The following is a 25,756-nucleotide window of genomic DNA, read 5'->3' on the forward strand; positions in this document are numbered from 1 at the left end:
ACGCCACGACGTTCGGGGCAACAAGCGGTGATATTTAAAAGGGATAAACTATGGGAAGAGTCGCGCCTGTCGCCATCGTACTGGCATTTGCTTTGTTTCATCACCAGCCCCGGGGCGCAGAAGCGCCGCCAATGATTACATCCGAAGGATTAGCAACGGACCAGATGCTCCCTTCGCTGGATGGCTCCGCCGCTGAGTTGCCGCTCAGCGCCGCCGCGCCGGGCAACCTGACGCTCAATGACGCGGTCAATCGCGCCGTTAACTGGCATCCTTCTATTCGCGAAGCCGTCGGCAAACTGCTCGCACAGAATGAACAAATAGAGGTCGCCAAATCGAAATATTATCCGCAAGTCAGCGCTGGCGTGAACAATGGGTACAGCAATACCTACACCGATCACGGGTATAGCCCCTCGCTGGTGCTGTCGGTATCGCAAATGCTTTATGACTTCGGCAAAGTGGCAAGCCAGGTTCGCGCCGAAACCGCAGGCGCAGCGCAGCAACAGGCCAATGTGTTGCTCAGTATTGATACCGTCGCGCACGAAACCGCCAACGCCATTGTACAAACGCAGAGCTGGCAGCAAATGGTAGAAGCGGCGGAAGAACAGCTCGTCGCGCTGGACGGCATCGGTAAACTTATCCGGCAGCGCAGCGATGAAGGCGCTACGTCGCTCTCTGACGTGGTGCAAACCGAAGCCAGAATCGAATCCGCCCGCTCGCAACTGGCGCAGTATCAGGCCAATCTCGACAGTGCGAAAGCCTCACTGATGAGCTGGCTGGGCTGGAATTCGCTTAACGGCATCAATAATGACTTCCCGGCGAAACTTGCTCGCAGCTGTGAGACGGCGACTCCCGACGATCGACTGGTGCCCGCGGTACTGGCCGCCTGGGCGCAGGCCAACGTTGCGCGGGCGAATCTGGACTATGCCAGCGCGCAAATGACGCCGACGATTTCGCTCGAACCTTCTGTACAACATTATCTTAATGATAAATATCCCAGTCATGAAGTGCTGGATAAAACCCAGTATTCCACCTGGGTGAAAGTTGAGATGCCGCTTTACCAGGGCGGAGGGCTGACCGCCCGACGCAACGCCGCCAGCCATGCGGTAGACGCGGCTCAGTCGACCATTCAGCGCACCCGGCTTGATGTCCGCCAGAAACTGATGGAGGCGCGCAGCCAGGCAATGAGTCTTGCCAGCGCGTTACAAATCCTTCGTCGGCAACAGCAGCTTAGCGAACGCACGCGCGAACTGTATCAGCAGCAATACCTTGACCTCGGTTCCCGCCCGCTGCTCGACGTGCTTAATGCGGAGCAGGAAGTTTACCAGGCGCGTTTTGCCGAACTGCAAACGGAAAGCCAGTTGCATCAGTTGCAACTGAACTGTCTGTATAACACCGGCGCGCTTCGTCAGGCGTTCGCGTTAAATCATCGCAGCATTCAATCCGTGGAGATCCAGCCATGACCCGCGCCGCCCCCGATGTAGAAGAGGTACTCAGTGAGCGCGCGCTGAGCCAATGGGCGCAGGCCATCAGCCATGTCGCCGGTCATTATCGCGTTGCCTGTTCTCCCGGTTCAATTCAGGCCAACGCCCCGTGGTTTAGGGGTAAAAGCAGAACGACCGCCTTAACGCAGCTCGCGCGGCAGGCGGGTTTATCCTTTCATGCGCCGGACATAGACAAAACGGCATTTAGTCAGTGGCGATTGCCGTTGGTTGTCGAGCTCCGGGACGGGCAGTTATTGGTCATCGAACATGTTAATGACGAAGATGCGGTAGACGTTTTTGTGATTGAAGAAGAGAGTCAGCGTAACCGCCTGACGCTCAGCGAGTTATTGCCGGAGATCCTCTATGTTGCCGCGCTACGCCCGCTATCGGCGCTCAAGGATAGCCGCGTCGATCGCTATATCTCCCGCTTTAAACCCGACTGGATGCGCGAGCTGGTTCTGCAGGATATTCGCCCTTATTTACCGGTAATGGTCGCCGCCTTTCTGATTAACGTGCTGTCGCTGGCCGGGATTGTGTTCTCTATGCAGGTTTACGATCGGGTGATCCCCGCTCAGTCATATCCTACCCTGTACGTGCTCTCCTTCGGCGTGCTGGTAGCGGTGCTGTTCGGTTTTCTGCTGCGTGAAGCGCGTACGCACATTATGGACGTGCTCGGTAAACGCGCCGATATGCGCATTTCCGATCGGGTATTCGGTCATGCGTTAAGGCTGCGCAACAGCGCTATTCCCCGTTCCACCGGCAGTTTTATCTCGCAGTTACGCGAACTGGAGCAGATCCGCGAGATGATTACCTCTTCAACGCTGGCGACCATTGTCGATCTGCCTTTCTTTTTCCTGTTTATGGTAGTCCTGGCGATTATTGCCCCACCGCTGGCATGGATAGCGCCCGTGGCGGCTCTGCTGATGATCCTGCCGGGCGTCGCACTGCAAAAAAAACTGGCTGTCCTCGCCAACCAGGCCGCCCACGAAGCGACGCTACGCAATGCAGTCTTGGTCGAAAGCGTTCAGGGGCTGGAAGATATTAAACTGATGCAGGCGGAGAACCGCTTTCTTCAGCAGTGGAATAGCTATATCCGTATTACCGGTGAGTCGGGTCTACGCACCCGCAAACTCACGCAAGGGCTTATCAGTTGGGGGATGTCGGTACAAAGTCTGGTGTATGCCGCAGTGATTATGTTTGGCGCGCCGATGGTCATTGAAGGCAGTATAACTACCGGCGCCGTGGTCGCCGCGTCGATGCTCGGCTCGCGGATGATCGCGCCAATGGCTAACCTGTGCGGCGTGCTGGCGCGCTGGCAGCAGGTGAAAGCGGCGAAGATGGGTCTCGACAACATTATGCAACTGCCCACCGAGACACAGCATGATGATAGCCTGATACACCGCGACATCCTCCACGGGCATTACCTCTTTGAAAACGCTCAGTTTCGTTACCATAACGACGATCAACGCATACCGTTGCGCCTCGTACGTCTGGAGATCATGCCAGGCGAGCGGATTGCGATACTGGGGCGTAACGGCGCGGGTAAATCCACACTTTTACAGGCGATGGCGGGCGGCCTGGAGATGATTCAGGGAGATGCCCGGCTTGATAATCTCAGCTTGTCGCACATCGATATGGCGGATTTACGCCGCAACATCGGCTTTCTTAGCCAGAACGCGCGGCTTTTCTTCGGCACCCTACGAGAGAACCTGACGCTCGGCGCGCCGCACGCCAACGATGAACAGATTTTTGACGCGCTCGAAGTCAGCGGCGGCGCCGTCTTCGTCAGGCGGCTGGCAAAAGGGTTGGATCATCCCATTATGGAGGGTGGTAACGGCCTGTCCGGCGGGCAGCGTCAGTCCCTGTTGCTGGCGAGAATGCTGCTGCGCTCCCCCAATATTGTGCTACTTGACGAACCCAGCGCCTCGCTGGACGAGCATACGGAACGAGAGTTTATTCAGCGGTTACATCAGTGGCTTGGCAATCGTACCCTGGTCGTCGCGACGCACCGGGTACCAATACTGGAGCTGGTTGAGCGTGTCGTTGTCCTGAAAGAAGGACAACTGGTGATGGATGCGCCAAAAGCGCAGGCGCTTAACGCGGATCGGATGCAAAGTCACCGTCGGGAGTGGAAAAATGAAAACCAATCAGCATGATGCCGCGATGGACGATTTCGATATTCAGCGTGAACGGGCGTTCTCCGGCGCGGGTCGTATTGTTCTGATCTGCTCACTGTTATTTCTCATTCTCGGCATCTGGGCGTGGTTTGGCCGGCTGGATGAGGTTTCCACCGGCAACGGGAAAGTGATCCCCAGTTCACGCGAACAGGTTCTGCAGTCGCTGGATGGCGGCATTCTGGCGCAGTTGACGGTGCGGGAAGGCGACAGAGTTCAGGCCAACCAGATTGTCGCCCGGCTTGATCCGACGCGTCTGGCGTCCAATGTGGGTGAAAGTGCGGCAAAATATCGCGCTTCACTCGCCTCCAGCGCACGGTTAACTGCGGAAGTCAGCGACTTACCTCTCGCCTTCCCCGCTGAGCTGAACGGCTGGCCGGATCTGATTGCCGCAGAGACGCGTCTCTATAAAAGCCGCCGCGCGCAGCTGGCCGATACCGAAGCCGAGCTACGGGATGCGCTGGCGTCGGTTAATAAAGAGCTGACCATTACCCAGCGGCTGGAGAAAAGCGGCGCGGCCAGTCATGTTGAAGTGCTACGCCTGCAACGACAAAAAAGCGATTTAGGCTTAAAAATTACCGATCTGCGCTCACAATATTATGTGCAGGCACGCGAAGCGTTATCGAAAGCGAACGCTGAGGTCGATATGCTCTCCGCCATTTTAAAAGGACGCGAGGATTCCGTCACCCGCCTCACCGTGCGTTCGCCGGTACGCGGCATTGTTAAAAATATCCAGGTCACGACGATTGGCGGCGTGATCCCGCCTAACGGCGAGATGATGGAGATAGTGCCGGTAGACGATCGTCTGCTGATTGAAACCCGCCTTTCGCCGCGTGATATCGCCTTTATTCATCCCGGCCAACGCGCATTGGTTAAAATTACTGCTTACGATTACGCCATTTACGGCGGGCTTGACGGCGTGGTGGAGACCATTTCACCGGATACCATTCAGGATAAAGTGAAACCGGAAATTTTCTACTATCGCGTATTTATCCGCACCCACCAGGACTATCTACAAAATAAATCAGGACGCCGTTTTTCGATTGTTCCAGGCATGATCGCCACGGTAGATATCAAAACCGGTGAAAAAACCATTGTCGACTATTTAATCAAACCGTTTAATCGCGCGAAAGAAGCGCTGCGCGAGCGGTAAATCGTTGAAGATAAGAAGATACGGGGGCTGGTCACGCATGTCACAAGTCTGTTATACTTACCTTACACATTGGGGCTGATTCTGGATTCGACGGGATTTGCGAAACCCAAGGTGCATGCCGAGGGGCGGTTGGCCTCGTAAAAAGCCGCAAAAAAATAGTCGCAAACGACGAAAACTACGCTTTAGCAGCTTAATAACCTGCTTAGAGCCCTCTCTCCCTAGCCTCCGCTCTTAGGACGGGGATCAAGAGAGGTCAAACCCAAAAGAGATCGCGCGGATGCCCTGCCTGGGGTTGAAGCGTTAAAACGAATCAGGCTAGTCTGGTAGTGGCGTGTCCGTCCGCAGGTGCCAGGCGAATGTAAAGACTGACTAAGCATGTAGTACCGAGGATGTAGGAATTTCGGACGCGGGTTCAACTCCCGCCAGCTCCACCACTTGCTCTTCCGGATACGTCCGGAGAAATCCTGAAAGCCCGCATGGCACAAGCTTTGCGGGCTTTTTTGTGTCTATCTTTGTCCGAGGATATCCAGCTAAATCCAGTGATTATTGGTATATGTTTAGGTATACGGTAAGATGTATACCTAAAAGCGTATACCAATACTCTGAGGTAGGATAATCGTGGCACGTACAACACGCCCTCTTACTAACACTGAACTATCACGTGCTAAAGCAACTGAAAAGGATCTAACGCTACATGATGGTGATGGGCTTTTTCTACTCATAAAAACGAACGGAAGGAAGTTGTGGCGTTTCCGATACCAGAAGCCTGTATCAAAACAGAGAACCATGATTAGTTTAGGAACGTTCCCCGCCCTATCTCTGGCTGAGGCCAGAAACGTGCGTGCTGAGTATCTTTCCTTATTAGCCCGGGGTATTGATCCACAAACATACAGTAAGCAAGTCTCAGAACATCAACAGATTGCGATTGATAGTATTTTTTCAAAAGTTGCCACAAATTGGTTTGCCATAAAAAGCAATAACGTCACACCTGATTATGCAAAGGATATCTGGCGATCCTTAGAGAGGGACATTTTCCCTGCTATCGGTGAGATTCCTGTTCAGGAAATAAAAGCCCGCACATTAATTGAAGCCCTAGAGCCAATTAAAGCTCGTGGGGCACTTGAGACTGTTCGTCGTTTAGTACAACGTATTAATGAAATTATGATTTATGCTGTTAATACTGGTCTGATAGATGCTAACCCTGCTTCAGGCATTGGTATGGCATTTGAAAAACCTAAAAAACAGCACATGCCAACGCTTAGACCTGAAGAATTACCGAAACTCATGCGTTCAATAACAATGTCTAATTTATCTATTCCAACTCGTTGTTTGATTGAATGGCAACTCTTAACACTTGTACGCCCTGCAGAAGCTTCCAATGCAAAGTGGATAGAGATCGATTTCGAAGCTAAACTATGGATAATACCAGCCAATAGAATGAAGGCAAAGCGGGAACATATTGTTCCATTATCACTTCAGACATTAGATATTCTTGAAATTATGAAGCCAATCAGTTCACATCGAGAATATATTTTTCCTAGCAGGAATAACCCCAATCAACCAATGAACAGTCAGACGGCAAATGCAGCCTTAAAGCGCATCGGTTATGGTGGTAAGTTGGTTGCACACGGACTGCGTTCGATAGCAAGTACAGCAATGAATGAAGCTGGTATAAATCCAGATATTATCGAAGCAGCACTTTCCCATTGTGATAAAAATGAGGTTAGAAGAGCATATAATCGAACAACCTACTTGGAACAAAGAAAAGAGCTTATGAATTGGTGGGGTAGTTTCATTTCAAAAAACAAATAAGGATATAGTGATGAATAATAAAGATTTTCCATGCAAAGCCTCAAATATCTATGATAAAAATATAAATTTTTTATTTGGCTCAGGCTCCTCTGCTTCATATATTCCTACTCTCTATCTAGATAAAAACACTACTTATGAAACATTACTTACACATGAGGATTGTGAGGGTGTCAAGGACTTCATATTATGTTCTTATTTCAATAATATCATTAGAAAAACATTTTGTGTTAAACCTAATAGTGAAGACAAAAAATATAATTCTACTTTAGCAAACTATAGCTACTTTATTGATGAACTAATCAAATTATTAGAGAAAAAAGGGGCAAATCAAATAAGGCGAGCGAATATTTTTACAACAAATTATGATCTTTTTTTCGAAACTGCGGCTGATGATATTTTAAATAATAAAACATTTCATTTCAATGACGGTGGTCTAGGTTTCAAAAGCCGGAAATTGAACATTAGTAATTTTCATATTACTGCTTGGCATCAAGGTACGCATGATATGTACAAACATGAAATTCCAACAGTAAACTTAATAAAAATGCATGGTTCTGTTTCTTGGTGTAGAGATATTAATGAAACGATTAGTATTAATTACACTCAAGAAGAACCACCAAAGTTTAGACTAGATACAAAAAAAGACATTAATGATTTAGTCACCACCTTAAACGAAACAAGCGATAATCTCGTTAGTTATTTAAATTTATCTACAAGCGATCAAGAAACACTTCAAGAATTTAAATCTTATTACAACAACTTAGCTATAGTTAGCCCAACTAAAGAAAAATTTTCTGAAACTGTTTTTCAACAACATTATTACCAATGTTTACGATTGCTAAGTTATGAATTAGAGAAACCACAAACTGTATTAATTTGTTTTGGTTTTTCTTTTCAAGATGAACACATACGTGAGATTATAAAAAGATCATTAAGTAACCCTACTCTTAAGGTCTTTGTTTTTTGCTACTCAAAATCCAGCATGGAAAGTATACAGCACATTATCAATGACCAACGAATAACCTATATTCTTCCTATAGAAGATGATCATACAATTTCATTTAAACCGTTTATAGATAGAGTATTTAGATCTGAACACGGAGATTGGATTACATGGAAGAACTAATTGTTGGTAATGTTACCCAAATAAAGGGCACAACAGTAAGGGCCAAAATCAATCATGACTTTTTTCAGTCAACATACTTTCATAAAGGTAAAATACTACGAGGTATCTCTATAAATGAATTTGTTTTGATTAAAAAAGGTTATCACGATATCGTCGGAAAGATTATTGGTGAAGAAATTGTTGAAAACATCAATATTAGAAGCGATGAAATTGAACAAAAAAAATATGACCGTTTTGTAGAACTGAATATTTTAGGGTATTTTTTTGAGAGTTCATTTTATTCCGGTATAAAATTTTTACCAATGATAAATGACAGCTTACACTTAATTTCAGACGAGAAGATATCAGAAATATATAAGTTTAGCAAAAACACTAAAGCACCTTTAATAAACATAGGGAAATCTATGTTAGAGGAGTTGCCAATTAACATACCAATAAATGGTATTTTTAATTCACACATAGGCATATTTGGAAACACTGGAAGTGGCAAGTCCAACACTCTTGCAAAACTTTATCACTCTCTAATAAACCTTATAACAACAAAAGAAAGAGTTATATCAAAATCAAGTTTTGTTTTGATTGATTTTAATGGTGAATACAGCACATTTGCTACGTCATTTCCAGATTTGTGCGAACAAGTCAATCTCAACACAAAGAATTCCGGTGATAAACTAACTTTCACTGATGATGAATTTTGGGATGATGAATTATTATCGGTATTGTTTTCTGCAACTGAAAAAACTCAAAAGCCATTTCTTAGTCATTTAATTAAAAATAGAGAAAAATATAATGGTAAATTGGAGGATTACTTACAAACAACTATCCACAGTATGTTTTCTCCTAATCCACACAGGGAAACAATAAATTTATTAAAAAGCCTTGCCCCTTACTTTTCAGAGAGAGCACAGGGTAAAATACTTGAAGAGTTATCACAATTCTCATGGCATTCTGGGCAAAATAAGTATTTGCACTCAAAATACAACTTCATTGATAAAATGGAAGATGCTTTACAGGCTTTAGATGCAACATATAAATCCAAGTTTAAGTTAAACAGCGTTTTTGATGAAGTTGCAATCCGATCTATTCTACAACTAATTAATTCAGTATCACGTAATTATGTACAATATGATCATATATATCCGCTAATTAATAAAATAACGGCAATGACTCCTGCCCTATCCAAAGTAATTAATATCAGAAACGAAACAAAAAATAAAAAACCTATATATATAGTGTCATTAAAAGAGTGCAATCAATTAATCAAAAAAACCATTCCAATGATGCTTGCAAAATGTTCATTCTTAGAGCACAAGTCATCTAAAAATACAAAGGAAAGCTTCCACCTAATTATAGATGAAGCACACAACATATTGTCTGAAACATCTGTCAGAGAGGCGGAAACATGGAAAGATTATAGGCTTGAGTTATTTGAGGAAATAATAAAAGAGGGAAGGAAGTTTGGGTTCTTCGTTACAATTTCGAGTCAACGACCTTTTGACATCTCTCCCACAATTGTTTCCCAACTTCATAATTATTTTATTCATCGATTAGTGAACGAAAATGATTTGTTTTTGTTAAAAAATACTTTAAGCACCCTTGATGCGGCATCAAGATCACTAATTCCAACACTTCCTCCTGGTGGGTGTATAGTTTCAGGAACAGCTTTCCACACCCCATTACTTGTTCAAATCGACAGATTAGCTGAGGAAAATGCTCCTAACAGCGATACTCTTGATTTAGAAAAATTGTGGGATATTTAATATCGCTACGCGCAGTGCTTTCCCCGCCTCGCCCGCCCGCTTTGCAGGGCGGTTTTAATGCAGTTGCACTGACACGCTCAGGCCGCGCCGGGAATGGCGCGGTCTGCAGAAAATGAGGCAGGAAAACGCATGCAAAGCCATGCACCTTATCGATGCATGGCTTTTTTCAGTAAAAACAGGCGGATTTTCGGGGAATTTTACACAGACTGACGTGATGCCAGTTGCGCACTTTTACGCGAAAAAATCATGTTCTGCGCAGGGGTGAATTTTTCACGGCTGTCATCCACAGAAGCCGCGTCAGGCCTGAATCCGATAGTCGTTAAAATGTCGCTATCCTGTGCGGAATAATTAATTTTTTCACCCTTCGCAAGCCAGGACAGGAGGGCTTCACGCAGGGCATCTGTGGCACGCTGTATGGCACAGTTTCGGGCAATGGCCGTCAGCTCACTGTAGCCCATCAGCTCCGGTGCCAGTGCCGCCGCCAGTGCTGTGCCGTGCTGCTGCATAAAATCATTCAGCCGGTCGCGGATGCTGATGTGCTGAACGGCTTCATGCGAACGAATATAACGACCGGCGGCCTGATTCACCTGCCATTTTCTGACTTCGATAATATTGCGTAATTCGTCCAGGCGGCTGACGTTTCTGCCTTCTCCTGACAGAAGCCGCAGATATTCCTGTTCGGCCGCTGCCAGCTCATTTTTGCGTTGCAGCCATGCTGCTTTGTTATTCTGACAGGTGTCAAAGGCCTGCTGTAAGGCTGTGCTTTCCATCGTTATCTCTTTCTCATCATGCTGAAGAATAAAAATACGGTGTGCGGCGACGGCCGGGGTTAACCGGCAGCCCTCATTCCAGACGCAGCGAATATGATTGTGTTTTTAACCGTACTGGCGGCAGTTCCTGTTTTTCATGCAGGCGTTCTGCCAGTTCGTCCGGCGTGACCGGGCGGACAATGAAGCGGGTGATGGTCTGAAGCGTTTTAAACACCAGACCACAGCCCGGATCCGTGCACACATAAAAACGCTCGGTGACTTCCTGAGACAGACGCCGCGATGTTCTTGACAGTGCAAGGCCTTTACATCTCCGACAACAATATCCGGTAACAAGCATTCTTTTCGGGCGTTTCATACTGCCGGAGGCCGACGTCAGTGAATCGCGGTATCTCTGTTTGCCTGAAATGTATTCCATTCCTGAATCTTTACTGTCAGAGAAAAAGCTTTCACTCGCTTCAAATGTCGCAGAGCAATAAATATTCCGGCACTGTGCAATCATTATCTTGGTGCCATCGTCCATGAAATGTGCGCGACGGGTGTGAGCAACATGTCCACACGACGGGCAGTAAATCATGACAGCAGTCCTCTGGCCTTAAGCTCTGCTCCCTGCTGGTCTATTTTGTCCTGCCACACCTTGCGCTGTGCCGGTGTGCCTGCCACCTCATAATCCATGTGCGGGAGTGTTGCCGCTGACAGTCCGGTCAGCCGGAGAACCGGCTCGCCGGTGAGGCTGATTTGCATCTGTTTAATTTTCTGTTCCAGCGATGATTTCACCTGCTGCATGACAGCCTTTTCCGGTGCGACGTAGCCCTGATGGCCGGTGGTGTTGGCGAGCGGATTTTCCTGTACCAGGATACTCAGATGCATTGCCCGGACAAGCGCCTCACAGGTTTCATTCAGGGCGTGTTCCAGCTCATGCTCTGCATACAGACTCAGAAGGTGATGATGTGCCTTCCGGTAGGCGGTGGCCGTGCTGTCACACGCCCCTTTCAGGCGTTCACGTTCGAAATTCAGCACCACGGCCAGATTGTCATATTCCTGTACCAGCTCCCGGCGTGCCACGCGCTCAATGTGGCGCTGTTTCAGCTCGTCGCTCAGGACACCACCGGCTGCACGAAAGGCCGTGCGCCAGTCGTCAGCGTCGTTTCCGTCGGCCTGCGCCAGCGCATTTTTTTCCTGCTCTGCCCGTTCAATGGCCGTGACGGTCTCATCCATCAGGCGGGCGTTCTCAAGATGGGCGGCTCTGGCCTTTTCCAGTTGTGCCAGTGCGGGTTGCAGATATTCAGGGATGGTGTTGTCAGACATTTTCCGGCTCCTCGTCACTTCAGGTTAAGAAAATTGTGACGTACACCGGACAACAACACGACGCATTGCAGATGTGCCAGCCCTGACACAGGAGACTCATCCTCAGACCGGCAAGCCAGGAAAAGGTCGCAGGAAAAACCGGCTTACTGTTTGTTTTTTTATATTTTACTGTTCACCTCTGTTCACCATAAGAAAAAAGATAAGTAATACAGTAAGTTAAAGGGTGAACAATCGCAGTAATGACTGTTCACCGTCTGTTCACCACTGTTCACCCGTTGATGGGCTTTTTGTGCTGTTTACTACTGTTTGTTTTTATTAATTCGCCGGGAATGAATAAGAAAAAACGATTTGTATTTCACTATAAAAATTACGAATTGCTTTAAGTGGCTTTAAATGACTTTAAGTGGAGATGAACAAAAAACACACAAGCATTGTAAGGCTGCCTGAACAAATCCCCCCTGTTGCGTCTGCTGAAAATATTCACAAAATAAAGCGCTACCCGAAGCCGGACGGACTTATCCGGTGCTGTATGGACATTAACGAGGTAGCCCGATGCAAGCTGTTTTTTCTTCCCCGTCTCCCGCCCCTGTGACACCACTGATGCCGCTGCCGGACATCACGCAGGAGCGTTTTTTACGTCTGCCGGAAGTGATGCACCTGTGCGGCCTGTCACGCTCGACCATCTATGAACTCATCCGTAAGGGGGAATTTCCGCCGCAGGTGAGTCTTGGCGGTAAAAATGTGGCCTGGCTGCACTCTGAAGTCACCGCATGGATGGCCGGGCGCATCGCCGGACGCAAACGGGGGTACGACGCATGATGATGCCCGCTCTGCAAAAACTCCCTTTTTCTGGCTTGCCTTTTTCCGGCATTTGCGGATATAGTTTTTCCGCTGTCGCAAAATCGGCAGCCGGGCGTGGAAACCCGTGTAACTCGAAGGCGACATATGACGCGCCATGCGTCTTTTTTTGTGTCGCAATCAACGCCACAGAGCGCCAGATTATGGTGTGGTGTGTGGTCAGTCGTGCAGATGGCATTCCGTGCATCCTGCCCGCGTCCGCTCATTATGCCGCAGAGTCAATGGTAGCTCAGGCGGGGCAGCCTCCGGGCTGGCCGGTATTCTTCGAGGCCGGTATTTCCACCCCCGTCTGGGCTATCGCCATTGAGCGTGGAAACTCCGGCGATAGCAGTTATTTGCTACTCGAAGGAGGCTGCCTTATGGCTACAACCCTTACCCCCTCACACCCTGAATTTGTCTTTGTGTTTGCCGCTGTCCGTCGTGCAGACCGTCATCCCCGTATCTGTATGCTTCGCACCGTCGCCGGTGATGAACGCAGTGCCCGCCGTTCCCTTGTCCGTGACTATGTGCTCTCCCTTGCTGCCCGTCTGCCGGTGGTGGAGGTGTCCCGTGCGTAATAAAAAAGCCCCTCAGACCGTCTCAGCACGTCATGACGCCCGTGAACACCTCAGCATTGAGGCTTACCATAAGCTCAACCGCGCCAGCGCCGTATCCCAGTTTGTTGGGGGTGATTTGATTCACCGTGAACTCTCCGGCCTGCATCAGCTCTACATTCCGCATATTTTCAGCTACCTGAATGAAGATATTGATTTTGTGCTGAATGAGCTGAAAGCCAAAGGCCTGTGCCGCGATTTTCTCGCCCAGCAGAAAGACCGGGGAGACAGGACGCATGTTTGATTTTCCCCAGCCCGGTGAGATTTACCGTTCTGCCGGTTTTCCCGATGTGGCCGTGGTCGGCATTCTGGAAGACGGTATTCCGTGGGAAATGCCATACCGCTGCCCGGAAATTGTCTGGAACCCGTACCGCCGTAAATTCAGTATCCTTGTGCGTATCCTCGCCGACGGGCGCACCACAGACATCCCGCTGGGGCGTTTTCTGCGGGAATTTACCTGTGACCGTCCTGACCTGTTTAAACGCAGCCCCGTAAACCGGCATGCGGTACTGAAAGAAATGGCCGGAGACCCGGAATTACAGAAATGGCGGGAGAAATATCTGGATATTTACCCGCAGGACCCTGTTCCGGTCAGCCGGGCGGCACCGGTGGCGCGGGAATGGCGGGAAATTCCCCGCACGGAGCCTGACCCGGAAATCACCCCGGATAACAGTTACCGCAATTATCTGTAATTAAAAAACGACACCCGAAAAATTAAATGTGCGTATTCGCGCAGGGATACGCACGTCTTCAGGAGACGCAGATATGCCTTATCAGTTAATGCAACCGGCACGGAATGCAGTCATCTGTCACAGGGAGGAAAACGAATGAAAACACCCTTACCGCCCGTCTTACGCGCTGCCCTTTACCGTCGCGCTGTCGCCTGTGCCTGGCTGACCGTGTGCGAACGTCAGCACCGCTACCCGCATCTCACCCTTGAGTCACTGGAGGCGGCCATCGCCGCTGAGCTGGAAGGCTTTTATCTGCGCCAGCACGGTGAGGAAAAAGGGCGTCAGATAGCCTGTGCCCTGCTGGAAGATTTAATGGAATCCGGCCCCCTGAAGGCCGCGCCGTCGCTGTCCTTTCTCGGGCTGGTTGTGATGGATGAACTCTGTGCCCGTCACATAAAAGCGCCGGTACTGCACTGAAGGAGAACAACACCATGAAAATGAACGTAACCGCCACCGTCAGCCATGCGCTCGGCCACTGGCCGCGTATTCTCCCGGCGCTGGGGATTCAGGTGCTGAAGAACCATCATCAGCCCTGTCCGGTCTGTGGCGGGAGTGACCGCTTCCGTTTTGATGACAGGGAGGGGCGCGGCACCTGGTACTGCAATCAGTGTGGTGCCGGTGACGGCCTGAAACTGGTTGAAAAGGTGTTTGGTGTTTCCCCGTCCGACGCGGCCGCAAAGGTGGCTGCCGTGACCGGCAGCCTGCCCCCGGCTGACCCGGCAGTGAGGACCGCCGCCGGTGCTGAAACAGACGCAGCCCGGAAGAACGCCGCCGCACTGGCACAAACCCTGATGGCGAAAACCCGTCCCGGAACCGGTAACGCCTACCTGACCCGCAAGGGCTTTCCCGGCCGGGAATGCCGGATGCTGACCGGCACACACAGAGCCGGTGGCGTGAGCTGGCGCGCCGGTGACCTTGTGGTGCCACTGTATGACGACAGCGGCGAACTGGTTAACCTTCAGTTAATCAGCGCTGACGGCCGTAAGCGCACCCTGAAAGGCGGACAGGTCAGGGGCACCTGTCACACCCTTGAAGGACAGAATCAGGCCGGAAAACGTCTGTGGATAGCGGAGGGATACGCGACCGCACTTACCGTGCATCACCTGACCGGTGAAACGGTGATGGTGGCGCTTTCTTCCGTGAACCTCCTTTCTCTGGCCAGCCTTGCCCGGCAGAAGCACCCCGCCTGTCAGATTGTCCTTGCCGCTGACCGTGACCTCAGTGGTGACGGCCAGAAAAAAGCCGCCGCAGCCGCAGATGCGTGTGAAGGTGTTGTTGCCCTGCCGCCGGTCTTCGGTGACTGGAATGATGCCTTCACGCAGTACGGCGGGGAGGCCACCCGTAAGGCCATTTACGATGCCATCCGGCCACCGGCTGAAAGCCCGTTCGACACCATGAGCGAAGCAGAGTTTTCCGCCATGAGTACCAGCGAAAAGGCCATGCGTATCTATGAGCATTACGGCGAGGCGCTCGCGGTCGATGCCAACGGCCAGCTTCTGTCCCGTTATGAAAATGGTGTCTGGAAGGTGCTGCCGCCACAGGACTTTGCCCGGGATGTGGCCGGGCTGTTTCAGCGTCTGCGCGCGCCGTTCTCCTCCGGGAAGGTGGCCTCCGTGGTGGACACCCTGAAGCTGATTATTCCGCAGCAGGAAGCCCCCTCCCGCCGCCTGATTGGCTTTCGTAACGGCGTGCTCGACACGCAGAACGGTACGTTCCACCCGCACAGACCGTCACACTGGATGCGTACCCTGTGTGATGTGGATTTCACCCCGCCGGTGGACGGTGAAACGCTGGAAACCCACGCTCCCGCGTTCTGGCGCTGGCTTGACCGTGCTGCCGGTGGTCGTGCGGAAAAACGCGACGTGATTCTGGCCGCACTGTTTATGGTGCTGGCAAACCGCTACGACTGGCAGCTCTTTCTGGAGGTGACCGGTCCCGGCGGCAGCGGCAAAAGTATCATGGCCGAAATAGCCACCCTGCTGGCCGGTGAGGATAACGCCACGTCGGCCACCATCGAGACGCTGGAATCCCCGCGTGAACGTGCCGCGTTAACTGGCTTCTCACTGATACGCCTGCCGGACCAGGAAAAATGGAGCGGCGACGGTGCCGGACTCAAGGCCATCACCGGCGGCGATGCGGTGTCCGTTGACCCGAAATACCGGGATGCATACTCCACGCATATCCCGGCGGTAATTCTGGCCGTGAACAATAACCCGATGCGCTTCACCGACCGCAGCGGCGGCGTGTCACGCCGGCGGGTGATTATTCACTTCCCGGAACAGATAGCCCCGCAGGAGCGCGACCCGCAGCTTAAGGACAAAATCACCCGCGAGCTGGCGGTCATCGTGCGTCACCTGATGCAGAAGTTCAGCGACCCGATGCTCGCCCGGTCACTGCTTCAGTCCCAGCAGAACTCAGACGAGGCGCTGAACATCAAACGGGATGCCGACCCGACGTTTGATTTTATCGGCTATCTGGAAACCCTGCCGCAGACCAGCGGCATGTATATGGGGAACGCCAGTATCATCCCGCGTAATTACCGTAAATACCTCTATCACGCCTATCTGGCCTACATGGAGGCAAACGGCTACCGGAATGTACTCAGTCTGAAAATGTTCGGGCTGGGGCTACCGGTGATGCTGAAGGAATACGGACTGAATTACGAGAAGCGCCATACCAAACAGGGGATACAGACCAACCTGACGCTGAAAGAGGAAAGCTACGGCGACTGGCTGCCAAAATGTGACGACCCTGCGACAGCCTGACCCACCTGACCGGCATCTGCCGGTCTTTTTTTATCCCTGAATTCCCCGAAGGTGAACAATCCACTGTTCACCCTTCACCGTATATTCACCTGTTATCACACTGAAATTAAAAGAGAAAAACGAAAGGTGAACAGTGTGAACAATCAAATCAAAAAAAACTTTTTTTCTCCCTGTGTGATTTCAGTACGGGGGATTAATCACCGGTATGAGTCACACCGGCAGAATGCCGGAGGTGAAGAATCGAATGTTCACCCTTCACCCATTATTCACCACCTATCATACTGAAATAAAAGGAGAAAAAAGAAAGGTGAACAGTGTGAACAGTTCTTTCGAAAAAAAATTTTTTTTCTGTACGATATAGCATCAATCCAAGTAAAAATGCGCTTTCATTTCACATTAACTTACAGCCATTGGTATACGATTAGGTATACGTACAAAAACTGAATTAAACAAAATCATTAAAAATCAAAACAATACAGCATTTATTCAAACTCCGCCAGCTCCACCAAACATTCATTCATGATATATCATGAACCTTAAAAAAGCCTGTAACTTCAACGAGTTGCAGGCTTTTTTGTTGCATGTGTGGTCATGATATCTGTATGAATCTTGAGCATTATGTATCTTGTTTTGCACCGCGTTGCCAGAACGCTAAAAAAAACAAGGTGCAAAAACATGCCTAAAATGTTGAAATCCCTAACCAATACCGAGATCGCTGCCGCCAAGCCGCAGAAGACCGAGTATATGCTGCGCGATGGCGACGGACTGGCGTTGTTGATTAAGCCATCCGGCAGAAAGATCTGGTACTTCGAATACACTCCCCCGGCGCTGAAAAAACGGACCAAAATCAGCATTGGCCCCTACCCGGTAGTCACCCTCGCCATGGCGCGTGATTTCAGGTTGCAATACCGGCGTCTACTCGTGCAGGGCATCGACCCACAGACCCATCTGGAGCAGGTTGCAGAGGAGCAACGACTCCAGAATGAATGCACGCTGGAAAAAGTTGCGGAACAGTGGCTCAAAGAGAAAAAACGGACCAGCGATCGTAGCGAAGATCACGCCAAAGATGTCTGGCGCTCGCTGGAGATGCACGTCTTCCCCTCTTTGGGTAACACACCCGTTGCCGAGATCCGCCCGAAGATGCTCAAGGAACACCTCACACCGCTGGAAGAACAGGGCATACTGGAAACGCTGCGGCGAGTTATCTCACGGCTCAATGAAATCTTCCGCTTCGCCATCGCCGTGATGCCGGGCTGACAGGCGAATACTCTTTCTACTCCCTGCGCTATGCCTGGGCACAGGACGCGATCCGCTATTACGAGGAACGGGGGTTGAGCCATAAGGAGGCGCTGGCGGTGACTTCAACGGCTCTGGGACATGGGGAGAGACGGGGAAAAATATATAGAGTAACTATACGGATATACTGATTGAATCTCACTAATACAAGATGTTTCATTCCTTTTTGTATGTAAAAATTCATAACTACTTTAAATTTAAAATGCACAATCGAAATATAGATAGAAAATGTGTTCTGTTTCCATTTCACCACACTTGAGTTTAAAATACCAAGATTCATCTAAAACCAGGATTATTGTCATGAAAATTTCATATTTAAAATCGTCTCCGTCAATGATTGAAGTGTTAAAAAATGACTATGAAACATTTATAATTCAAAACTATAAATTCAATCACTTAGGTTTATTCCATGACAAGGAAAATATTTATGCTGTAATACAGAATTACAAAGAATTTAATACTACATTAGATGAAATACAAGAACTTTACAACTACAGATTTAAAAATGCAGGTGTTCCAGGACCAACGTTTACAGAAGAAGTAAAAGACAACTATATAAAAATAGATCTTAGAAATATATATGAAAAAGTAAATTTATTTGGCCAACCATTTAACGCATTCGAATTTAATAATAGTATACGCATAGCCATACCATCTAAATTTCATCCTTTTCATGTTGACATGAAGTGGTCCGATAACAGTTTTACATTTACCTTCAATAAAGAACTTACGCCTAACGAAACTGATGAAATAATTTTAATATGTGAAAGCTTAGGTTTTTATGGTTATAAGTACAATATTAAAACAGACCATGAACTACTTGATTATAATCATCAAAAAAAGGAAAGTAATACACAAGGAAATCTTACATTAATTGCGAGCCGATACCTTAGGAGCAACCAACCTAAAGAAATCTTGGAAAAATATGAAGAGGATCAAGACTTTTGGACAGAAAAAAGAATGAATATTTTTTCAGATGTAAGTTTCACCAGAGATGAGTGTCTTATTGACTCATTTAAGAAGAGTCAAAACAGATGTTTTGTCGATGCCAGTATTTTCCCACGAAATAACATAAGAGAATATCTGTCACTGTATGACACTGTAATTATTGCAATTCCATTAGCAGACTCACCCAATACTCAAAGTTTTTATGATATTTTTAAAATAAACAGGATTGAGCTATTAGAGTTAGTCCGACGCGGACGTATAAAATTTGTCGCATTCCAAAACCTCCAGCGATATGATTCAAATTTTTTGGCAGATGTTCTGTCTGTTGATCCAGAATGTGTATTATTCTCAAGAAGATTAGCTGCCTCGACATTATTAGCAATTAGAGAAAAAACAGGATTATTTGGATTCGCATTTGATAGCAGCACTCAATATAACTTATTGAAAGAATGCTACAATTCAAAAATCGATGCACTTAAAATGTTAGCAGAGTCGTTATCGGAAAATATACCATTTTTTGAGTATGAAATAAATCAAAGAGGTGCATTGGGTATTAGTCAATTTTGCGGAGCAAGTTTTGCAGCTCAAATATATAAATCACGCGGTCTCGATTATGATATTGAGCTAATGACCAGCGCAATGTCACTTGAGTTTTCACTGGGGCTAGGAGCACATCACTTTCCTTTTGAGCACACAGGTTATTCTGAGGTAAATGCCTGTAAAATCCTTAATGGTATATATAATGGAGTTCAGCAATCACAAAATGAGCTTCGAGAAATGGAGATACAGACTTTACTATCAAATATTTTCACTATTAATAACGACATGGATGTTCTCGAGTTAGATGACATCTTAAGCAAATACAGTCGGCGTATGATCCCACAAATATTACAAGAGTATGCCCATCTGACACCTGAAGAATTAAGCTTTAAGATATACTCTCTAAATAAAGATATCAAAGCAATTGAAAAGAGGAAGCAAAACTTGTCTATTTTAGACTTATCAGGTTTTGCCCCAGCAGTTGCAGGGGCAGTGATGGAGTATAAGGGACTATCGGGAGCGGGTTATATCGCGTTGCTGCCATGGACTTTCAAATTATTAAAAGTCACCACCAATAATTCAAATATATTCAGCAATGAAACGTTTAGTAATTTAGAAGCTTTAACTTTAAATACCCCAAGAAACACAATATTAGTACATAAAATAAGACAAGACATGCCTAAATAGTAAGTCTTAATTCGAAGCATTATACTATTTGCACATCAACCAAGCCCATATAAACATACGGGCTATAACGATGCTTTTACAGCTATAGCCATTTATTTAACAAATTCTAAATCCGATCTTTTCTCTTTCTAGTATAGTTCGTTTCGCATCTATTGCAGGCATCAATCAATACAATAAACTTCAGCACTATAAAAATAACCTTAAAAATCAAAAAATATACAAAAACCCCTTCCATATCAACACCATCGCCACCCTTTTGCGCCTTCGCGCAAAAAATAAAAATCCCCAACAAACTCAGCCACCTCCCCCACCAATTACAAGGACGCCAGCAAATAAAACAAGGGGCAACGTGAATACGTAGCCCCTTTTTGTTGTCTATGTCCACTTTACGTCCACCAAATTAAAGGATTTAACGCCAAGATTAATGCAGTCATTAAAAGTATGGCACTGACTACTTTAGGAAGAGGCGTCCGTCACATCACTGCACGGAAAGTCTGCACAGAACACGATCTGCCGCCGGATACCATTAAATTGCCCGGCAACGTGTTATCAATACTACTCCCTACGTTTCCCGTTACCTTGCTGTCGGTACGTTTACCTCATTGTCTGAAAGCTTATTTGCGAAGTTATCATTAATAATCCACGGGCGTCTGGTATGCGAATCCAGTTCCCCAATCCTGGCGCTTTGCCTTTGCGACCATACGCGCGTAAATAAGTCTGAAACCAAACTTCACCGCTTAACGCTCTCCTCTTCCCCGATTTTTATGAAAAAAATCATCACATGATCAAGGGTCGTATTTGTTATTGCATTTTTCAAATGATATTGGTAATTATTATCATTCTCATTAACGACTTGTTCGATGTATGACGTGGAGAGAGAGGATTTCTCATGCGTATTCTGTTTGTCGGTCCACCACTGTATGGACTGCTATACCCTGTGCTGTCCCTGGCGCAAGCGTTTCGTGTTAATGGCCATGAAGTGCTGATTGCAAGCGGTGGAAAATTTGCACAGAAAGCAGCAGAAGCTGGGTTGGTGGTATTTGACGCTGCGCCTGGTTTCGATTCGGAAGCGGGTTATCGCCGTCAGGAGGCATTACGAAAAGAAAATAACATTGGAACAAAAATGGGGAACTTCTCATTCTTCAGCGAAGAGATGACTGACCCGCTGGTCGCGTTCGCCGGGCAGTGGCGACCAGATCTCATCGTCTACCCTCCCCTTGGAGTCGTTGGACCACTGATTGCCGCTAAGTATGACATTCCGGTAGTGATGCAAACCGTCGGCTTCGGTCATACGCCCTGGCACATCAAAGGCGTGACGAAATCACTTTCTGACGCCTACCGCCGCCATGGGGTCAGCGCGCCACCAAGAGATCTGGCGTGGATAGACGTCACACCGCCCAGCATGAGCATACTGCAAAATGACGGAGAGCCGGTTATCTCCATGCAATACGTCCCGTATAACGGCGGCGCCGTCTGGGAAGAATGGTGGGAACGTACACCTGATCGCAAGCGTCTTCTGGTCAGCCTCGGCACCGTCAAACCGATGGTGGATGGCCTGGATCTGATTTCCTGGGTAATGGATTCTGCCGACGAAGTAGATGCCGAAATCATCCTGCATCTTCCGGCAAACGCCCGCTCGGATTTACGTTCACTGCCGCCGAATGTCCGTCTGGTCGACTGGCTTCCGATGGGCGTTTTCCTTAACGGCGCCGACGGTTTTATCCACCATGGCGGCGCAGGCAACACCCTGACGGCGCTGCATGCCGGCATTCCGCAGATAGTCTTTGGCCAGGGTGCCGACAGACCCGTCAATGCCCGCGCCGTGGTCGAGCGCGGATGCGGCATTATTCCCGGTAAGAGCGGGCTTACGAGCAGCATGATCAATACCTTCCTCGGTAATCGCGCGCTTCGCGAGGCGTCGCAGGAGGTCGCGGCGGAAATGGCGGCCCAGCCTTGCCCGACCGAGGTGGCAAAAAAACTGATCGCCATGCTGCAACACGGCTAACCGCGGCAGCGCAATGACAATATGGCGGCTGAACCCAGCGTGTGTCGCCATATCTCATCTTTCACCGATAAGGAGGCTTAATGCCCGCGACTCATTCCCCCATGCCCGCTCGTGCCTGGATAGTTCGCCTTGCCCGCGTGTGTTGGGAACGTAAAACACTGAGCATCATTGTCATCGTAGCATCAGTATCGACCATTTTACTGGCTGCGCTGACGCCGCTAATAACGCGTCAGGCCGTCAATGACGCGATAGCAGGCGATACGACCCACCTGCCGTTACTTGCCTGCGGCCTGCTGTTAATTGCCCTTTTTGATTTTATCGGGAATTACGTGCGCCGCGGCTATGCCGGAGAACTCTCGCTGTGGGTTCAGCATACGTTACGTAGCCGTGCATTCGACAGTATTCAAAAACTGGACGGCGCAGGCCAGGACGCCTTGCGTACCGGGCAGGTCATTTCGCGTACCAACAGCGATCTTCAACAGGTACACACCTTGCTACAGATGTGTCCGGTGCCGCTGGCGGTGCTCACTTACTATGTGGCCGGTATCGCGGTGATGCTATGGATGTCGCCATCCATGACGCTTATCGTGATTTGCGTACTGGCCGCCCTTGCTATTACCGCCCTGCGCGCCCGTCGCCGTGTTTTCGCGCAAACGGGGCTTGCCTCAGACCGGCTGGCGCACATGACGGAGCATATGCGCGAAGTATTGGAACAGATCTCAGTGGTGAAGTCCTGCGTGGCGGAGTTGCGCGAAACGCGTTGGCTCGATGGTCAGTCGCGGCAGATGGTGCGGGTACGCATCGGCGCCGCTATCTCGCAGGCGATGCCGGGCGCAACCATGCTGGCGCTACCGGTGATAGGGCAAATCGTCCTGCTGTGCTATGGCGGCTGGTCGGTAATGAATGGGCGAATCGATCTGGGAACCTTCGTTGCGTTCGCGAGTTTTCTCGCTATGCTGACCGGCCCTACCCGCGTACTGGCATCGTTTTTGGTTATCGCACAGCGCACACAGGCGTCGGTAGAGCGCGTCTTCGCGCTTATCGACACGCGTTCTCGCATGGAAGACGGTACTGAGTCGGTTGAGGGTCAGATTATCGGGCTGGACGTGGAGAAGATGAGTTTCCACTACGACAACGGTAACCGTATCCTCAATGAGATCTCGTTTTCCATTCACGCCGGTGAAACCGTGGCGGTGGTTGGCGCATCCGGCTCCGGAAAATCAACATTGCTGATGTTGCTGGCGCGCTTTTACGATCCTACCTCCGGCGGGGTGTGGCTCAACACCACTGCGGGTCAACAGAATATTCGCGACCTGAAACTGACGGCGCTTCGTCGTCGCGTTGGCGTAGTGTTTGAAGACGCGTTTCTGTTTGCCGGTACGGTGGCGGAAAACATCGCCTATGGGCACCCGCAAGCGACTCAGGACGACATTCGACGCGCTGCCGATGCCGCAGGCGCCAGCGGGTTCATCAATGCGCTACCGCAGGGGTTCAACACCCGACTGGCCGAACGCGGAAGCAACCTCTCCGGCGGCCAACGCCAGCGTATTGCGCTAGCCCGGGCACTGATTACCGCGCCGGAACTGCTGATTCTCGATGACACCACCTCGGCGGTCGATGCCGGTACTGAAGCGGAAATTAATACGGCTCTTGGTCGTTATGCCGATAATGAGCATATGCTGCTGGTGATTGCACGCCGCCGTTCAACACTGCAGTTAGCCGATCGGATCGTCGTGCTGGATAAAGGCCGCGTCGTGGATATCGGTACCCAGGCGGAGCTGGATGCAAGATGTCCGACGTTTCGCTCGCTGATGAGCGGCGAGGGGGATTTTCTCGCCCTTGCCCCGGCAGAACAACGTACGCTATGGCCAACAACGCAGGCGGTAAAATCCGACGACGCGCATGAGCGCCAGACACCCGCCGGAAAAGGTTTTGTCGACCGGATGACGCGCGTTCCGGAACGCGCCGTACAGATGGCGCTGGCAGGCCACGGGCGTCAAGTCTCATCGCTGCTGACGCCAGTAGCCTGGATGTTCGTCATCGCCGCCCTGCTTATCGCGCTTGATTCCGCCGCAGGCGTTGGCGTGCTGGTGCTTTTGCAGCGCGGTATTGACTCAGGCGTTGCCGCAGGGGATATGTCGACTATTGGCATATGCGCTCTGCTCGCGCTGTGTCTGGTAGCGATCGGTTGGTGCTGCTATGCGCTGCAAACGATCTTCGCCGCCCGCGCGGCAGAGTCGGTACAGCATACGGTACGCTTACGCAGCTTCAGCCACCTGCTACGCCTGAGTCTTCCCTGGCACGAGAAGCACATCGACTCGCGTCTTACTCGCATGACCGTCGACGTTGATTCACTCGCCCGATTTCTGCAAAACGGTCTTGCCAGCGCGGCCACCAGCATCGTGACGATGGTCGCTATCGCCGCGGCAATGTTCTGGCTTGACCCTATTCTTGCATTAACGGCATTAAGCGCCGTGCCTGTAGTGGTGCTGGCGACGTGGATTTACCGCCGTTTGAGCTCGCCTGCTTACGCCCAGGCACGGCTGGAAATTGGTAAGGTGAACAGTACGCTTCAGGAAAAGGTCTCCGGTATGCGGGTAGTGCAGTCACACGGCCAACAGAAGCAGGAAGCCGCCAGGCTACGGGCGTTATCAGACAACTTCCGCGCCACCCGCGTGCGGGCGCAAAAATACCTTGCCGTTTATTTTCCGTTCCTGACCTTCTGCACCGAGGCTGCCTATGCCGCCGTGCTTTTAATCGGAGCGACCCGGGTCGCCGAAGGCGAAATGACGCCCGGGATACTGGCGGCGTTCTTCCTGCTATTGGGACAATTTTATGGCCCGGTACAGCAGTTGTCAGGCATTGTTGATTCCTGGCAGCAGGCAACCGCCAGCGGCAAACATATCAATGCGCTATTGGCGACTGAGGAAACGGAGAATATTGAACCGTCCTCCATAACGCCTGGCACTGGCGGCGCGCTACGTCTGGAGGCATTGACATTCCGCTATCCCGAAAAAACGCAACCTGTGCTTGATAATCTCTCGCTCACCATTCCGCCAGGAACGGTAGTCGCGGTGGTCGGACGTAGCGGCGCCGGCAAATCGACGCTGATCAAGCTGCTGGCCGGGCTCTACTCTCCCGGCAGCGGGCAAATCCGTGTCGGTGAGCGCCTAATTGATGCCGCGTCGCTTAGTGATTATCGTCGCCAGACGGGGCTGGTCACTCAGGATGTCGCATTATTTAGCGGCGATATTGCCGAAAATATCCGCTATTCGCGGCCAGACAGCAGCGACACGGAGGTGGAGATCGCGGCGCGACAGGCGGGACTCTTTGAAACTGTGCAACATCTGCCGCTGGGGTTTCGTACTCCGGTCAATAACGGCGGCACGGATCTGTCCGCGGGCCAGCGTCAGTTGATTGCCCTCGCGCGCGCCCAACTGGCACAGGCGCACATTCTGCTGCTCGACGAGGCGACAGCACGTATCGACCGCAGCGCCGAGGAGCGCTTAATAACCTCGCTTACCGGAGTGACGCATACCGAGAAACGCATCGCGCTTATCGTCGCGCACCGACTGACCACCGCTCGCCGCTGCGATGTTATTGTCGTAATCGATAAAGGATGTATCGCTGAATATGGCAGCCATGAGCAGTTGATAGCGGCTCATGGCCTGTATGCTCGTCTGTGGCGGGCCAGCGTCGGCCAGACACGCGATACGCAAGGAGAGGTCGTAGGATAGTTTTTATCGCCACGA

At 49.9% G+C, this 25,756-nt stretch carries 18 protein-coding genes, 1 other RNA gene and 2 pseudogenes; 18 read left to right on the forward strand and 3 right to left on the reverse strand.

Features of this window, described 5'->3' with window-relative positions; genetic code table 11:
• Nucleotides 1-50 precede the first annotated feature (50 nt).
• From ACH0WD_RS02895 to ACH0WD_RS02925, 7 genes are all read left to right on the forward strand, one after another.
• Nucleotides 51-1,460, forward strand: coding sequence for a TolC family outer membrane protein (locus tag ACH0WD_RS02895; RefSeq protein ID WP_000533865.1), 1,410 nt, complete (start codon nt 51-53; stop codon nt 1,458-1,460).
• Entirely contained in the window at nt 1,457-3,637 is a 2,181-nt protein-coding gene (locus ACH0WD_RS02900) for a type I secretion system permease/ATPase (protein WP_000196133.1), read from the forward strand. The genes ACH0WD_RS02895 and ACH0WD_RS02900 overlap by 4 nt, the downstream gene beginning before the upstream one ends.
• Nucleotides 3,638-3,644: 7 nt before the next feature.
• Nucleotides 3,645-4,808: an HlyD family type I secretion periplasmic adaptor subunit gene (locus tag ACH0WD_RS02905; RefSeq protein WP_072101449.1), complete on the forward strand. Its 1,164-nt coding sequence runs from the start codon at nt 3,645-3,647 to the stop codon at nt 4,806-4,808.
• Between the two features lie 71 nt (nt 4,809-4,879).
• Nucleotides 4,880-5,242: a transfer-messenger RNA gene (gene ssrA, locus ACH0WD_RS02910) on the forward strand.
• A gap of 184 nt (nt 5,243-5,426) precedes the next feature.
• On the forward strand, nt 5,427-6,620 hold the full coding sequence (locus tag ACH0WD_RS02915) for an integrase domain-containing protein (protein WP_021528959.1): 1,194 nt from the start codon (nt 5,427-5,429) through the stop codon (nt 6,618-6,620).
• Between the two features lie 10 nt (nt 6,621-6,630).
• A complete protein-coding gene (locus ACH0WD_RS02920) occupies nt 6,631-7,746 on the forward strand; it encodes an SIR2 family protein (protein WP_021528960.1) in 1,116 nt (371 codons plus the stop codon).
• The gene (locus ACH0WD_RS02925; RefSeq protein ID WP_021528961.1) at nt 7,734-9,506 is read left to right on the forward strand and encodes an ATP-binding protein; all 1,773 of its coding nucleotides are present in this window, start codon (nt 7,734-7,736) and stop codon (nt 9,504-9,506) included. Before ACH0WD_RS02920 ends, ACH0WD_RS02925 begins: the two co-directional genes overlap by 13 nt.
• A gap of 197 nt (nt 9,507-9,703) precedes the next feature.
• Here the strand turns inward: ACH0WD_RS02925 and ACH0WD_RS02930 are convergent, their stop codons facing one another.
• The 3 genes from ACH0WD_RS02930 to ACH0WD_RS02940 form a co-directional block, all read right to left on the reverse strand.
• Nucleotides 9,704-10,276, reverse strand: a complete 573-nt coding sequence (locus ACH0WD_RS02930) for a phage polarity suppression protein (RefSeq protein WP_000446132.1) — start codon at nt 10,274-10,276, stop codon at nt 9,704-9,706.
• Between the two features lie 73 nt (nt 10,277-10,349).
• Complete coding sequence (locus ACH0WD_RS02935; RefSeq protein ID WP_000638636.1) at nt 10,350-10,850, reverse strand: ogr/Delta-like zinc finger family protein; 501 nt, start codon at nt 10,848-10,850, stop codon at nt 10,350-10,352.
• Entirely contained in the window at nt 10,847-11,581 is a 735-nt protein-coding gene (locus tag ACH0WD_RS02940) for a hypothetical protein (protein WP_001283018.1), read from the reverse strand. The genes ACH0WD_RS02935 and ACH0WD_RS02940 overlap by 4 nt, the downstream gene beginning before the upstream one ends.
• 552 nt (nt 11,582-12,133) lie before the next feature.
• On the opposite strand from ACH0WD_RS02940, the gene ACH0WD_RS02945 reads away from it, so the two are divergent.
• The 11 genes and pseudogenes from ACH0WD_RS02945 (at nt 12,134) to iroC (ending at nt 25,741) form a co-directional block, all read left to right on the forward strand.
• Nucleotides 12,134-12,400, forward strand: coding sequence for an AlpA family transcriptional regulator (locus ACH0WD_RS02945; protein ID WP_001149160.1), 267 nt, complete (start codon nt 12,134-12,136; stop codon nt 12,398-12,400).
• Nucleotides 12,397-12,996, forward strand: coding sequence for a host cell division inhibitor Icd-like protein (locus tag ACH0WD_RS02950; RefSeq protein ID WP_000980237.1), 600 nt, complete (start codon nt 12,397-12,399; stop codon nt 12,994-12,996). Before ACH0WD_RS02945 ends, ACH0WD_RS02950 begins: the two co-directional genes overlap by 4 nt.
• A complete protein-coding gene (locus tag ACH0WD_RS02955; RefSeq protein ID WP_001244665.1) occupies nt 12,989-13,276 on the forward strand; it encodes a hypothetical protein in 288 nt (95 codons plus the stop codon). The genes ACH0WD_RS02950 and ACH0WD_RS02955 overlap by 8 nt, the downstream gene beginning before the upstream one ends.
• Nucleotides 13,269-13,724 carry a hypothetical protein gene (locus ACH0WD_RS02960; RefSeq protein ID WP_000459315.1) on the forward strand — a complete coding sequence of 152 codons (456 nt, stop codon included), beginning with the start codon at nt 13,269-13,271 and terminating at the stop codon, nt 13,722-13,724. The genes ACH0WD_RS02955 and ACH0WD_RS02960 overlap by 8 nt, the downstream gene beginning before the upstream one ends.
• Before the next feature lie 135 nt (nt 13,725-13,859).
• A complete protein-coding gene (locus tag ACH0WD_RS02965; protein ID WP_000856729.1) occupies nt 13,860-14,180 on the forward strand; it encodes a DUF5375 domain-containing protein in 321 nt (106 codons plus the stop codon).
• Nucleotides 14,181-14,194: 14 nt separating this feature from the next.
• On the forward strand, nt 14,195-16,528 hold the full coding sequence (locus ACH0WD_RS02970; RefSeq protein WP_153644906.1) for a phage/plasmid primase, P4 family: 2,334 nt from the start codon (nt 14,195-14,197) through the stop codon (nt 16,526-16,528).
• A 675-nt stretch (nt 16,529-17,203) separates the two neighbouring features.
• A pseudogene (locus ACH0WD_RS02975) lies at nt 17,204-17,770 on the forward strand (integrase arm-type DNA-binding domain-containing protein); the annotation flags it as partial.
• Nucleotides 17,764-17,959: pseudogene (locus tag ACH0WD_RS02980) on the forward strand (DNA-binding protein); the annotation flags it as partial. The pseudogenes ACH0WD_RS02975 and ACH0WD_RS02980, both read left to right, overlap by 7 nt.
• 165 nt (nt 17,960-18,124) lie before the next feature.
• Nucleotides 18,125-19,999, forward strand: coding sequence for a hypothetical protein (locus ACH0WD_RS02985; protein ID WP_000704434.1), 1,875 nt, complete (start codon nt 18,125-18,127; stop codon nt 19,997-19,999).
• An 889-nt stretch (nt 20,000-20,888) separates the two neighbouring features.
• Nucleotides 20,889-22,004 carry a salmochelin biosynthesis C-glycosyltransferase IroB gene (gene iroB, locus ACH0WD_RS02990; protein ID WP_001221105.1) on the forward strand — a complete coding sequence of 372 codons (1,116 nt, stop codon included), beginning with the start codon at nt 20,889-20,891 and terminating at the stop codon, nt 22,002-22,004.
• 80 nt (nt 22,005-22,084) lie between these two features.
• Nucleotides 22,085-25,741 (forward strand): salmochelin/enterobactin export ABC transporter IroC, encoded by a 3,657-nt coding sequence (iroC, locus tag ACH0WD_RS02995; protein ID WP_001111810.1) that lies wholly within the window; start codon nt 22,085-22,087, stop codon nt 25,739-25,741.
• The last annotated feature ends 15 nt before the right edge of the window (nt 25,742-25,756 follow it).

Source organism: Salmonella sp. 2020_1395 (assembly GCF_043848115.1).
Lineage (GTDB): Bacteria > Pseudomonadota > Gammaproteobacteria > Enterobacterales > Enterobacteriaceae > Salmonella > Salmonella enterica.